The 12,751-nt window shown below is 64.5% G+C and carries 10 protein-coding genes and 2 tRNA genes; 8 read left to right on the top strand and 4 right to left on the bottom strand.

Going from position 1 to position 12,751, the window contains the following annotated elements; genetic code table 11:
- The first annotated feature begins 350 nt into the window (after nucleotides 1-350).
- A complete protein-coding gene (gene raiA / locus AB5Y94_RS03915) occupies nucleotides 351-689 on the top strand; it encodes a ribosome-associated translation inhibitor RaiA (protein ID WP_010634460.1) in 339 nt (112 codons plus the stop codon).
- Between the two features lie 66 nt (nucleotides 690-755).
- Here raiA and AB5Y94_RS03910 read toward each other — a convergent pair whose 3' ends face one another.
- Complete coding sequence (locus tag AB5Y94_RS03910) at nucleotides 756-1,265, bottom strand: VC2046/SO_2500 family protein (protein WP_042008255.1); 510 nt, start codon at nucleotides 1,263-1,265, stop codon at nucleotides 756-758.
- 125 nt (nucleotides 1,266-1,390) lie between these two features.
- Here AB5Y94_RS03910 and AB5Y94_RS03905 point away from each other — a divergent pair.
- A tRNA-Tyr gene (locus AB5Y94_RS03905) sits at nucleotides 1,391-1,475 on the top strand.
- A gap of 52 nt (nucleotides 1,476-1,527) precedes the next feature.
- Nucleotides 1,528-1,612, top strand: a tRNA-Tyr gene (locus tag AB5Y94_RS03900).
- A gap of 128 nt (nucleotides 1,613-1,740) precedes the next feature.
- Here the strand turns inward: AB5Y94_RS03900 and AB5Y94_RS03895 are convergent.
- Both AB5Y94_RS03895 and AB5Y94_RS03890 read right to left on the bottom strand, forming a co-directional pair.
- On the bottom strand, nucleotides 1,741-5,523 hold the full coding sequence (locus AB5Y94_RS03895) for a translocation/assembly module TamB domain-containing protein (protein WP_368204939.1): 3,783 nt from the start codon (nucleotides 5,521-5,523) through the stop codon (nucleotides 1,741-1,743).
- Between the two features lie 79 nt (nucleotides 5,524-5,602).
- Nucleotides 5,603-7,303: an autotransporter assembly complex family protein gene (locus AB5Y94_RS03890; RefSeq protein WP_368205011.1), complete on the bottom strand. Its 1,701-nt coding sequence runs from the start codon at nucleotides 7,301-7,303 to the stop codon at nucleotides 5,603-5,605.
- 654 nt (nucleotides 7,304-7,957) lie between these two features.
- Between AB5Y94_RS03890 and AB5Y94_RS03885 the strand changes: the two genes are divergently transcribed.
- Together AB5Y94_RS03885 and AB5Y94_RS03880 are read left to right on the top strand one after the other, a co-directional pair.
- Nucleotides 7,958-8,332 carry a hypothetical protein gene (locus tag AB5Y94_RS03885; protein ID WP_368204938.1) on the top strand — a complete coding sequence of 125 codons (375 nt, stop codon included), beginning with the start codon at nucleotides 7,958-7,960 and terminating at the stop codon, nucleotides 8,330-8,332.
- 81 nt (nucleotides 8,333-8,413) lie between these two features.
- Nucleotides 8,414-8,692 carry a peptidylprolyl isomerase gene (locus AB5Y94_RS03880; RefSeq protein ID WP_368204936.1) on the top strand — a complete coding sequence of 93 codons (279 nt, stop codon included), beginning with the start codon at nucleotides 8,414-8,416 and terminating at the stop codon, nucleotides 8,690-8,692.
- On the opposite strand, the gene AB5Y94_RS03875 is transcribed toward AB5Y94_RS03880, so the two are convergent.
- Nucleotides 8,670-9,278: a peptide-methionine (S)-S-oxide reductase MsrA gene (locus tag AB5Y94_RS03875; RefSeq protein ID WP_368204933.1), complete on the bottom strand. Its 609-nt coding sequence runs from the start codon at nucleotides 9,276-9,278 to the stop codon at nucleotides 8,670-8,672. The two genes, AB5Y94_RS03880 and AB5Y94_RS03875, sit on opposite strands and share 23 nt — an antisense overlap.
- Nucleotides 9,279-9,329: 51 nt before the next feature.
- On the opposite strand from AB5Y94_RS03875, the gene AB5Y94_RS03870 reads away from it, so the two are divergent.
- The 3 genes from AB5Y94_RS03870 to AB5Y94_RS03860 are packed head-to-tail and all read left to right on the top strand — an operon-like array spanning nucleotide 9,330 to nucleotide 12,747.
- Nucleotides 9,330-10,004, top strand: coding sequence for a DUF1499 domain-containing protein (locus tag AB5Y94_RS03870; RefSeq protein ID WP_368204931.1), 675 nt, complete (start codon nucleotides 9,330-9,332; stop codon nucleotides 10,002-10,004).
- 11 nt (nucleotides 10,005-10,015) lie between these two features.
- Nucleotides 10,016-10,597, top strand: coding sequence for a carboxymuconolactone decarboxylase family protein (locus tag AB5Y94_RS03865; protein ID WP_065017408.1), 582 nt, complete (start codon nucleotides 10,016-10,018; stop codon nucleotides 10,595-10,597).
- Nucleotides 10,597-12,747: an FAD-dependent oxidoreductase gene (locus tag AB5Y94_RS03860; RefSeq protein ID WP_368204928.1), complete on the top strand. Its 2,151-nt coding sequence runs from the start codon at nucleotides 10,597-10,599 to the stop codon at nucleotides 12,745-12,747. Before AB5Y94_RS03865 ends, AB5Y94_RS03860 begins: the two co-directional genes overlap by 1 nt.
- Nucleotides 12,748-12,751 lie beyond the last annotated feature (4 nt).

Raw genomic sequence — 12,751 nt, 5'->3', positions numbered from 1 at the left:
CAACCACGTTCAAGTCCCTGACGACTCGATAGCGCCCACATTCTCAGCGCGCACGTCGGCAAGGGCGGTGCGGGGGGAAGTGCGAAAGATGCGAGACTAAGCGGTGAAAACCGGACATGAGGTCGACATGCGGCGCTGCCACGAAGGGACAGAAACGATCCAAGTTTCCCCATACTGCCTGCCTGTTTCGTCGAGCTCAAGTGCTTTTTGGTGCAGAACGGGAAAAGATCACAATTTCCCCCTCCCCTTCGCAGCAAGGCACCATTTAGTGACACAGATCACATTTTAATGTTCAGCCATGAGTAATCTGAAGGTGAAGACACAAGCAATACGACCCGAAGGGGGCCAATATGAAAATCGAAATTACCAGCAAAATCATCGAGATCACCCCGGCTATCCGCGAGCGCATTGAATCCCGCTTTGACAAGCTCGAACGTCTTCAGGTGCCTCTTATCACACCCCATGTGATTGTCTCCAAAGAGCGTCTGATGTTTATCGTTGAAGCCACTGCTGGCATCCCCAACGGCAAACTGTTTGCCCAGGCAGAACATGAGGACTTGTACGCCGCCATCACCGAACTGGGGCAAAAACTGGAGCGTCAGATCAACCGCCATACCGAGAAACCCATCGCCCGTCGCGCCGCTGCGGCCGGCAAGGAAGTCCCGCTGCCGGACGAAGCCGACGCCTGATCCAGGGCACGACACATCCATCACACAAAAGGCGGGGTCTCCCCGCCTTTTTGCTGCCTGGTCCTCTCAGCTGAGCCAGTGCAGACCGGCATCCACCCCCTCCTTGAGCGCATCTAGTACGGGCAGCATCAGCAAGGGATCCTCGCGTCTGGGCTGATCCGCCAGCTTGCCTCGCCAGCGTTCGCGCCCAAGCGGCGAGAGGTTGTCATAGACGGCGGGCTCCAGCGCAGGCGGGGTACCGAGCAGCGGCGGCGAACGCAGCGCCAGCCAGAGCCGCACATCCACCATGGAGCCCCCCTGCTGCAGCCGTTCGTTGAGCACGCTTGCCTCGGCATCATCCTCGCTCCCCTGCAATGGGGTAGCCGGTGGCAGCTCAAAGCGGCTGCGCCAGACCCGACTCTCTGCCTTTGCTGGCTGCCTGGGATCAAACCAGGGCTGCTCTTCCACCGCATCGGTCAGCAGGGCCAGATGCAGACGAAAGTCCGCCCTGTCTCCGTGCTGGAGATCCTGGTTGAGACGTTGCCCGAGCTGGGCTTCGTCCACCAGCCATTGCTCACGAACGGCGCTGGGTAGCATGGGATAACTCTTGGAAACGGTGGTTTCATCCTTTATCGGCCGCAAATCCGATCCTTTGAGCAGGAAAAATCCCGCCGAGGGGTTCACAACCGCAGAAGATCTGTTAGTATGCGCCTCGCACTTGTGGAGGGGTTCCCGAGTGGCCAAAGGGATCAGACTGTAAATCTGACGGCTCTGCCTTCGAAGGTTCGAATCCTTCTCCCTCCACCATTTCAAGTGCCGTCACGACCCAGGTTGTGATGCAACATCAGCAATGCCCCGTGGAGGGGTTCCCGAGCGGCCAAAGGGATCAGACTGTAAATCTGACGGCTCTGCCTTCGAAGGTTCGAATCCTTCTCCCTCCACCATCTATTCAAGAAAACCCGGCCTAGCGCCGGGTTTTCGCTTTTCAGCGTCCCACCACATTCATCGGCACCTTCAACGCCCCCATAAAAACGGGAGGCAATCGCCTCCCGTTTTTGTCTCTTGCCGCCCGTTACAGGGTGAAGCGATAGAAGATATCCACCGCCTGGGCCACCCCGCTCATGGCCTGCAGGTAGAGCCTTGGCATCAGCTCGTAGCGCAGCTTGAACTCGGCGATGGGGCTGAACACCCCGACCCCGTACTGGAACTGCAGCCCCGGCAACAGGTAGGCCGACAGGGTCACCTGGGTGTTCTCACCACTGCCGGCGGTGTCGAGTGCCACGTCGCTCATGCCGAGGGATTCCCCCAGACTGGAGACCACGCCGTTGGCCTGGCTGACTGCGCCCGCCACCAGCAGGCCGTTGAAACCGCCATCCTCGCCGCTGGTCTGCAGCCCCTTGCCGCGCAGCAAGTAGGAGAGCTGCTCGGACTGGGCCATCTGCGGCTCCGAGTAGACGGTGATCTTGGGCTTGCTGGCCGGCCCGGTCACCCGCACCCCGACCGTCACCTTGTCCTCTATGGTATCGGGATCCCGATACGCCTCTATGTTGAGGTAGGGCTGATCGAGGGGGCCGGAGAAGAGGATGCGGCCATCCTTGATGATGAGGTTCTGGCCATAGGCCTTGAAGCGCCCATCGTTGAGCACCAGCTGACCATTGCCCGCCAGCGGCCGCGAGGGATCCTGGCGAATGTTGATGCTGCCCCCCACCTTGGTCTTGAGTCCCATCGCCTCCAGCCGCACGTCATCACCCAGCCGGATGGCCAGCTTGATCTCCATCGGCAGCGGCGCGGCTTTGGGCACCGGTGGCAGATCGTCGTAGACCACGGTCACGTCATCCGACACCGCCACCGCGCTCTCGGGCAGGCTCTTGACCAGGATCCGCGCCCAGGGAATGTCCACCTGGCCGGTGATCCGGGTCTCCTCTCCCAGCGAGATGGCGATGTCCGGGGAGACCCGCACCCGGCCCATGCCCGGATACTGGGCCTCCAGCTCCTTGCCCTCGATGGTGAGGCTGCCGGTGACCGGCAGCTGTGCCCAGCTCAGCCAGCCCCCCAGCGCCAGCGGGCCCTTGCCCACCAGCATGGTGCCGTCCAGCTCGGCCCGGTTGCCTTCAATCTTGAGGCGGGTCACCAGCTTGGAGAGGGTCACCATGTCGGAGTGGGTCTGTACTTCCCCATCCAGCAGATTGAGCTGACCAAACAGCAGCGGCGAGGCCAGAGTGCCGTCGAAGCGGGCATCGGCCGAGATGACCCCCTGCAGGGAGCGCACCTCGGGGATGAGCGGGGCGAAGGTGGTCAGCTTGAGGTCGTCAAACTTGAGCTGGCCGGAGAGATTGCCGCGACCGGACGGATCCCGGATATAGAGCTTGGTGTCGATGTTGCCGATCTGCCCGGAGGCAAAGTCGAGCCGGATGGCCGCCTGCTGGCGTTCGAAGTCCACCCCGAGCTCGAGGCGCTGATAGTCGGTCTTGAGCTCGTCGGCCACGAAGGTGCCCGGCGTGGTGCGCACGGTGGCGTGCAGGGTCGGCTGATTGCCGCGCCAGCTGGCCCGCCCGTCGGCGGAGAGCACCGCCTGCCAGCGGAAGTTGTCCGGCAGCCAGGGCCGCAGGCGCTTGAGGTCGAACTGGTTGAGGGCAAACTCCAGGCTGCCCTGCTGGGCTGATACCTGACTGCCCTTGACGCAGAGGCTGGCCCCCTGGGAGCCGAGGCAGAGATCCCCCATGGTCAGCCGCTGCCGCGGCAGATCCACATCCAGATCCCAAGGTGCGCTCAGCTCCCAGCGCCGCAGCGGCGTCTTCAACTTGAGCTCGCCGAGGGCACCGCGCCAGCGATCCCCGCGCAGGCCGCCGCTCAGCTTGAGGTTGGCCGCCACCGGGTCTCCCTTCATGGTAAGCGACAGGGCGTGCTGGTTGAGATCGCCGTTCAGGTTGAGCGCCAGCTGGCTGAGGCTGGTCGTCCCCTGTACTAGGCTGGCCACCGTCAGGGCCACCTCCCCTGCCGGCTTGTCGCCGACTAGGGCATTGCCCTTGATGGCGATCCCCTTCAGGTCGGTGCCGGCATAATAGAGACGGCTGGCAGCCAGATCTGTGGTGACCCGCGGCGCCTGCTGATTGCCAGTCAGCCGCACTTGCCCCTTGATGTCCCCCTTGAGCCCGGGGTAGAGCCCGGCCAGGTTGGGGGCATCGAGATCCGCATCCAGCTTCCACGCCTGCTGGCTCAGGCTGCCCTTGGCCTGCAGCTGGTTGGGGCCGCTTTGCAGCGCCAGCGCCGGGATGGTCCACTCCATCTTGTCGTTGCCGCTCGCGCTGCCCTTGATGGCCAGCGGATACTGGTTGAGCTTGCCGTCCACCTTCAGCTCGGGCAGTTGCAGTTGCCAGTGGCCCGCCTCATCGAGCTCGAAGCGGCTGGCAATCTTGCCCGCCAGCGCCCCCTTGAGCTCGGGCACCAGCTCGGCCGGGTTGATCCCCTTGAACTCCGTGGTGCCCTGCCAGCGAACCCCCTTGTCCCAGGCGAGCTTGCCGTCAAGCTTGAGCTCCCCCTTGAGGGCGTTGAGCAGCAGGTTTATCTGGTTCAGCTGCGTCAGGTCCCCCTTGCCGGTCAGCGCCAGCTTGAAGGGGGGCACGTCCGTGCCCTTGCCTGCGGTATTCAAGGTAAACTGGTAGCCGGAGAGCTTGCCCTTGGCGCTCAGCGTGCCCTTCTCCAGCCGGTAGCTGGGCTCATCTTTGGCGGGCTTGTGCAGCGGCCAGCCCAGGCTTTTCCACTCCAGCCCCGCATCAAACGGCAAGTCGGGGTCGAGGGGCGCCAGTGATCCCTTGAGATTGGCGGCCACCGGCCCCTTGGCTTGCAACGCCAACGCCAGCTTGCCCACCGAGCCACCCAGGGTCAGGCTGGCCTGCTGCCCCTGCAGCTCGCCATCCAGCAGCCCCTTGCGGGCCTTGGCGTCCAGGGTCAGGGCGAGCGGATAATCGTCTTTGAGCTGGATCTTGCCCTTGAGCGCCAGATCCGCCATGGCGTGGCGCAGGGAGAGCTCGCGCAGCACGATGTCGCTCCCCTCGGCGCTGGCCGACAGCAGCAGCTTGTCGAGCCCTTCAATCAATTCACCTTGCTGATAGCGAAACGCCGTGACCTGCAAGCCTTCCAGCTGGATGGGGAAAGGCAGCCGGATGGCGGGCAGCGCGATGGGCTCCGCCAGCTTGGGCGGTTGCGCCTTGCCAGCATTTGCCGCTTTGTTCCCGCTACCGGCAGCCTTGGCCGCTGTCTGCGGATTGGGGGTCGCCTTGGGATTGGCCGGTTTGGCAGCCTCGGTGGCCTGCGTCTCGGCCAGGGTCACCTTGAGGCCGTCCAGCACAGGCCCCTGCACGATCAGCCCCTTGCGGCTGAGGGTGGCGCCGATGTCGAGGGACTTGAGGCTCACTCCCACCCCAGGCACCGTCACATCGAGATCCGCCACCTTCAGGCTGTCGACCTGGATTTTCAGGGGCAGCGGATGCCAGACGAAGGGTTCCGACGGCTCTTCCGGGGCCGGCTCCGAGTCGGCCACCTTGACCACCGGGTGGGTGACGTTAAGGGATTTGATCCAGAGCTTGCCCTGCAGCAATTTGCCCAGATCCCAGTCCAGCACGGCGCGATCCACAGTGACGTCCACCAGCTCGTCCTGCCAGCCGACCCCTTCCAGGGTCCAGCCATAGCCGAGCTGGCCCGCCACCAGCTCCCCCTTGAGGGAAGGCAGGGCGGCCCTGGCCTGCTGCCACAGCCACTTGTTGCCCTGATGGGTGAAGCCCAGCAGGCTGACGCCGATAAGCAGCAGGAAGATGAGCCCCATCAGCCACAGAAAGATACGTTTTACCCAGATCACAGTGCAGACCCCCGCGAAAGATGCAGCCGCAGCGGCCGGTCAGAAGAACATAAGAGAAGAGAGGTGGAGCAGGGCCGGATCATAGTTCAGGCCCCAGCGCGAAGTGGAGCCGCAGCGGCTTCTCATCTTCGGAAATGCCCACTGCCAGATCGAACCTGACCTGACCGATGGGGGTCACCCAGCGCACACCGACCCCGGTGCCTATCTTCCAGGCCTCGCTGTAGTCGACCGTGGCGGTACCGCTGTCGACGAACAGGGCCCCCAGCCACTTGTCGCTGAAACGGTAGTTGTACTCGGCGCTGGCGACGCTCACGTAGCGGCCCCCCTGCAGCTTGCCGTCGCTGCCGCGCGGCGAGATGGTCTCGTAGCCGTAGCCCCGCACCGTCTGATCACCACCGGTAAAGAAGCGCAGGGAGGGCGGCACCAGCGAGAAGCTGTCCCCTATGATGGCCCCCTGTTCGGCCCGCAGCAGGAAGCGGTGATCCTCCCCCAGGGTGCGCAGCCACTTGCTGCGCCCCCACACCCGCACGAAGCTGATGTCGGAGCCCCAGTAGGGGTCGGAGAACTCCAGGGTGAGCTGCTGGCGATCGCCCCAGTCGGGCACCAGACCGCCGCGCACCCGCAGCCGCGACCAGGAGACGCCGGGGATCAACAGCAAGCTGTTGCCCTCGTCGGCCCCCTGGGTATAGACCTCGTTTTCCAGCCGGATGAACACGTCCCGGTCCCAGCTCTCCGGCCGCCGCTTCCAGCGGTGCACGCTGAAGGTAGTCAGATCGGAGCGGGTATCGTTGTTGTCCTTGTACTGATAGCCGGCCTGCAACGAGTAGTAGTCCCGCAGCGGGTTGCCCACCGGGATCTGGTAATCGAAGCTGAGCTCGGCCTCGGGCTGGGATACCTTGGCGGTGGCGTTGAGCCGGTGACCGTAGCGGTTGACCCAGGGCTTCTCCCAGGTGGCACTCATGCGCGGCCCCACGTCGGTGGCATAGCCGATACCCGTTTCAATCTCGTGATCGACCCGGTTGGAGAGGGTCACCTGCACCGGCACCCGGTTATGCTCGGCCTGGCTAATGAGCGGCTTGATGTCCACCTGCTTGAACAGCTTGGTGGAGGAGACATCCTGCGACATCTCCGCCAGCCGGATCGCCAGATAGGGGTCGCCGCTCTTGATGTTGATGAGAGGGCGGATGAGACGCAGCGCCTCCGGCGTGGCGTCGTAGCGGATCTCGCCGAAGTGGTAACGCGGGCCGGAGCGAAACAGGATGTAGATCTCGGCGGTGCCCTGATCCGGGAACACCTTGACCTGGCTCTTGCTGATCTTGGCGTCGAAGTAGCCGCGGGCCAGCCCCAGGCTGCCCAGATCCGCTTTGATGGATTCGTATTTGCCGTGGTTGAGGGGATCCCCCTCTTTCAGGGGCAGCTTGTCCAACAGCTCGCTGTAGAGCTCGTCGCTGCCGGCATCCCCTTCCAGCAGAATGTCGAGGCGGGAGATGATGACCGGCTTGCCGGGATCCACCTCGATGATCACCTTAGCGGGGGTTTTCTTGTCCCGGCTCAGGGTGATCTTGGGCTGGTAGTAACCATAGACCTGCAGCGCCTTTTGCACGCTCTCGGTGATCTTGGGGCGGGCCGGACGGTACTGGCGCTCCTGATAGACCGGCAGGGCATTGAGGTAGGCTTCGACGTTGTCCTTGTTCTCCCCTTTCAACCCCTTGATTTGATAGGTGAGTTTGGCCGCCATGGCGGGCGTGACGAACAGCAGCAGACAGAGGCTCAGTCCCAGCGCGCGAAGCCCACGACGAAAAGCCCGTGCGGGCGGTGAGATCCCTGCAGGCAGGGGCGGATTGCATCCTGTCAAACGTCAATTTCCCCGAAGAACATGATTAAAATAATGCGATATTCAGAACGAATATGAGGCTCACTCGATCGCAAGCGCGCCTCATCCTAGCATATCCCCGGCTCGACATCAGAGCGGGTTGACCGCGAATTTCGCCATATTATTGAAGCCTTTGCCCGCGCGGGCCGCCCATTTTTCAGGCATTCCCCCGCAGACTTATGCCACTATGGGCCCAAAAGGGCAATCCATGGCCCTCAGGGCCTGGCCAGATGGCCCCTGCCGGCCAATCCGGCCCGACGGCGCAATCTCCCCGATTTCCCGATGGGCGCGACACCAACTGTCGGCAACGGGTCAAGATAGCAGCGACGCCCCCTCCCCAAGCGGCACAGCCAGGCCCTTGGCCGACACTGGGCCGGTACTCGGCCATCTCACTCCCCCCTCCGCGGGACTGCGGATTTTATCTTGCCGGATCAAACAGTTGCCGTCACGCAATCAAAGCCTCGTTCAACCCAATCGATTTATCCCGCTGCCCCCCTGCTCACTTCTCGCCCACACTGGAGCCATTGGATCAGACCCCTGCCCCACCAGAGGAGACACAGCATGCACGCACGCAGCGAACAGATGGCGGACTACATCGCCGATAGACTCGAATTCATCACCTTTCTCGCCTGTTGCAGCGCCCTGCTGGCCCTGCTGACCGGCATGAACGGCCAGCAGGCGCTGGCCTTCACCGCGCTGACCCTGCCGTTCGGGCTCGCCATCCTGCTGGGCATGGCCATGCTGGCACCGCTGCCGACCCACTGGCGCCTGCCGGGCATCACCCTGTTGCTGGCAGGCAGCGCCCTGGCGACCCTGCAACTGGGGGGCAACTGGCTCAATCCGCTGGCCATCTGGAGCCTCTATGCCCTGCTCGGGCTGGAGCTCCTCTGGCAGGCGCGCCCCAGAACCCGGCTTGGAGCCCGTGCCCGCGGCTGATATGCCGATGACGGCTGACGCGCGGCAGGAATTGGAGTACTCTTTGCGCCCCCGATTTGCCCGCTACCGAGGAGCACCCCGATGAAAAAAGCCTGTGCCCAGCACATCCTGGTCAAGACCGAGAAAGAGTGTCTGGAGATCAAGGAGAAGATTGCCAAGGGAGCCGACTTCGGCCAGATGGCCAAGCACTTCTCTACCTGCCCCTCCGGCAAGCGCTTCGGCGATCTGGGGGAGTTTTCGAAGGGCGACATGGTCAAGTCGTTTGACGATGCCGTGTTCAAGGGCGAGCTGCTGACCGTGCTCGGCCCGGTGCGCACCAAGTTCGGCTTTCACCTTATCAAGGTGCTCTACCGCAGCTGAATGCAAGACAAGGCTCAGGGCTCGGCGCTGAGCTCCACCGGCCAGCCGCCGGCCAGCCGCCGCAGCGGCGGGCATAGAAGCCGAAACGCCAGGGGTGGCGCGCCGCCCAGTCCTCCATCTCCGGCGCCGGGGTGAACCGGCTCTGCGGCCAGAGCGCAACCCGGCTCGGCCGCCCGTGCAGGGCCTGCCAGCGTGTCAGGCTCACCTGGGCCAAACGCCACTGGTAGTCATCCTTCGGCAGCAGGGCCGGCGCAAATGCCGGCCCCCGGTTGCAATACTGGCCGTCGCCATCGCTCCCATCCACCAGTTGCCAGAACACGTTGAGCAGATCCCCATACCCCACCTTGACCGGGTCATAATCGATGCGCACCGCCTGGCGCTGCGGTGGCACTTCCCGCCAGCTCGACCCCGTCGCCACCCGCTGACTGACATAGCCCGGCTCCACCCGGCTGACCCCGGGCAGGGTCTCGTAGACGGCCTCGGCGCGCCACATGTCCCCCGCCGCCAGCACGGCGCTGTCCGCCCACAGCGGAACGCTTGGGAAAAGCAGCAGGATTGAGATAAATTTACTAACGTTATCAGTCAATTAAGTTTATCCTTCTGGGCACTTGTTCATCATAACCAGGGGATCCCCGTTATGCCCAGTTATTTGTGGTGGCCACTGCTGGCCTGGTTGCTGCCGCTCGCCGGCGCCCTCGGCAGCCGTGTTCACCTCTGGCCCTGGTGGCTGGGATTCGCCCTCTGCCTGCTCGGGGCGCTCGTCTCCCTCGCCTTGCTGGTTCGCCTGCCCTGGTGTCGCAACCGCTGCGCCAACGGCTGGGGCGCCGTCCCCCTGTTATTGCCCCTGGCCTTTGTGGTGCAGGCGCTGCGCATGCCGCTGGTCAACGACGTGAGCACGGATCCCAGCAACCCGCCCCAGCTGCGCTGGGCAGCCGAACTCAGAACGGCGCAGGATCTGCCCATTAATCCGGCTCCTTTGAAAGCATTTGAGGGGAAACCCGGTCCTCTCTTTACCAGCGCCCCCCCGGCCGAGGTGATCACCGAGGCCCACGCCCTGATGGAGCAGCTCGGCTGGCGGGTGCGACCAAGCCCACAAGGGCTCGAGGCGGTGGTCACCACCGGCTGGTTCGGTTTTCAGAATGACGTGGCGCTGCGGGTCTTTGCCGGTCCCAAAGAGACCCGCATCGACATGCGCTCCGCCTCCCGCCAGGGACGCAGCGACCTGGGCACCAACCGGGCCCGTATAGAGGAATTTCTGATCCGTCTCAACGAGCGGCTGGGTCAGGCCTACAAACCCAACTTGAAGCAATAAGAAGGTCATCCATGCGCGTCGAGGTGAAAGCCGACCGGGAATATGCCTGGTTTATCCGCCCCTTTTTCTGGCTGCAAAAGCGCAACTACGGCCAGGTGCTCATTCCGGGCAAGTGCTGGGGCCGCTCGCCGCGCCTGTTTGCCGCCGTCGCCACCCTCTACGGCGTCATCAACCGCAAGCGCTCCCCCATCGACCCCGTGCTGCGCTCCCTGGTGACGGTGCGGGTATCCCAGCTCAACTGGTGCCGCTTTTGCGTCGACATCAACGCCATGACCCTGATAAAGAGAGCCGGCTCCAGCGAGAAGGTGGAGGCGCTCGCCAACTGGCGCGAAAGCCCCTTGTTCGATGAGCGGGAGCGGGCCGTGCTCGACTACACAGAGGCGATGACGGGCCTCGATGGGGTCAGCGACGAGCAGGCCGCCCGTCTCAAGCCCTGGTTCGACGACGACGCCATGGTGGAGCTCACCGGCCTCATCGCCTTCCAGAACATGTCGGCCAAGTTCAACGCCGCCCTCGATATCGCCCCGCAGGGCTTCTGCCAGCTGCCGGTCCAGCCCGAGCGCCCGGCCCAGCCGAACAGCAAGGACGCCTGATGAGAGGCTCCCGCCTGCTGCTGGTGCTGGTGATGGGCTGCCTCATCGGCGCCTTTTTCGCCTTCGACCTGGGCCACTACCTGAGCCTGCCCCAGCTGCAGGCCCGTCAGGCCGAGCTGGCCGCCCTGGTCGAGCGTCATTTCGGCGCCGCCGCCCTGCTGTTCGTCGCCGTCTATGTGGTGAGCACCGCCCTCTCCCTGCCTGGCGCCAGCCTGCTCACCCTGGCTGGCAGCGCCGTATTTGGCGTTGCCTGGGGGCTCTTGCTGGTCTCCTTTGCCAGCAGCATTGGCGCGACCCTGGCCTTTCTCAGCGCCCGCTTTTTGCTGCGCGACTGGGTCGAGCGGCGCTTTGGCGACAAGCTGGCCAGCTTGCAGGCCGGCATGAAGAAGGAAGGGGCGCTTTATCTGCTGAGCCTGCGCCTCATCCCCATCTTCCCCTTCTTTCTGGTCAACCTGCTGATGGGGCTCACCCCCATCAGAGTCAGCACCTACTACTGGGTGAGCCAGCTTGGCATGCTGCCCGGCACATTCGTCTACGTGCTGGCGGGCAGCGAGCTCGCCAACCTCACCAGCACCGGCAATATCCTCTCCCCCGGCCTGATGGTGGCGCTGACCCTGCTCGGGCTGATGCCGATGCTGCTCAAGGATCTGCAGCGGCGCCTCACCCTGCATCGACTGCACGCCCCCTACCGCAAGCCGACCCGCTATGACTACAACCTGCTGGTGATTGGCGCCGGGGCCGGCGGCCTCGTCACCAGCTATATCGCCGCGGCGGTGAAGGCCAGGGTGGCCCTTATCGAGAAGCACAAGATGGGGGGCGATTGCCTCAACAGCGGCTGCGTCCCCTCCAAGGCGCTGATCCGAAGCGCCCGCTTTGCCGCCGAGCAGCGCCGGGCCAGTGAACTGGGCTTTGGCCCAAGCCAGACCAGCGCCGATTTCGCCGCCGTGATGGAGCGAGTCGCCCGCGTCATCAAGGAGGTCGAACCCCACGACTCCATTGAGCGCTATCAGGGGCTGGGAGTGGAGTGCATCCAGGGGGAGGCAAGGCTGGTCTCTCCCTGGGAGGTGGAGGTGAACGGCCAGCGCCTTGCCAGCCGCCATATCGTGCTCGCCACCGGCGCCCGGCCGCTGGTGCCCGAGCTGCCGGGGCTGGATCAGGTGCCTTGGCTCACCTCCGACACCCTCTGGCAACTGCGCACTGCACCGCGCCAGCTGCTGGTGCTGGGCGGCGGCCCCATCGGCTGCGAGCTGGCCCAGAGTTTTGCCCTGCTTGGGGTGCCCGTTACCCTGGTGGAGCTCTCGGATCAGCTGCTGCCCCGCGAAGAGCGGGAGGTGGCCGAACTGCTGGCGGATCAGCTGGCCCGCGACGGCGTGCGGGTGCTCACCGGCTGGCGCGCCGAGCGAGCCAACTATCTGCCAGCGGCCTCAGATTTCCCCATCCGGCTGCAACTGCGGCGGGGCGACGAGACGCAAACAATTGAAGGCGATCAGCTGCTGCTGGCGCTGGGCCGGGTGGCCAACGTCAGCGGCTTCGGGCTCGAAGCGCTGGGGGTGGCGCTGACCCCGCGCGGCACTGTGGCGGTCGATGGCTTCCTCGCCACCAACTACCCCAGCATTCTGGCGGTGGGGGACGTAGCGGGCCCTTACCAGCTCACCCATGCCGCCGCCCATCAGGGCTGGTATGCCGCAGTCAATGCCCTGTTCAGCCCGTTCAAGCGCTTTCGGGCCGACTATCGGGCCATGCCGGCCGCCATCTACACCACCCCCGAAATCGCCCGGGTCGGCCTCAACCAGAAAGAGGCCAGGGCGCAGGGCATCCCCTTCGAGCTGACCCGCTTCGAGCTGGCCGAGCTGGACAGGGCCATCGCCGACGGCGAGCGCCAGGGCTTTATCGAGGTGCTCACCGTGCCCGGCAAGGATCAGATCCTGGGTGCCAGCATAGTGGGCACTCACGCCGGCGAGCGGATCGCCGAGTTCGTGCTCGCCATGCGCCACCGCCTCGGCCTTGGCAAGATCCTCGCCACCATCCACGCCTACCCCACCCTGATGGAGGGGAACAAGTACCTGGCGGGCGAGTGGCGCCGGGCCCGTCAGCCCGCCACCCTGCTGGCGCTGCTGACCCGTTATCACAGCTGGCGCCGCGGCGCCTGACCAA

This window comes from Aeromonas sp. s5 (assembly GCF_040907865.1).
GTDB classification, from domain to species: domain Bacteria; phylum Pseudomonadota; class Gammaproteobacteria; order Enterobacterales; family Aeromonadaceae; genus Aeromonas; species Aeromonas dhakensis.
The sequence above is the reverse complement of the archived record's forward strand: the minus strand, read 5'-3'. Positions and strand labels throughout refer to the sequence as shown.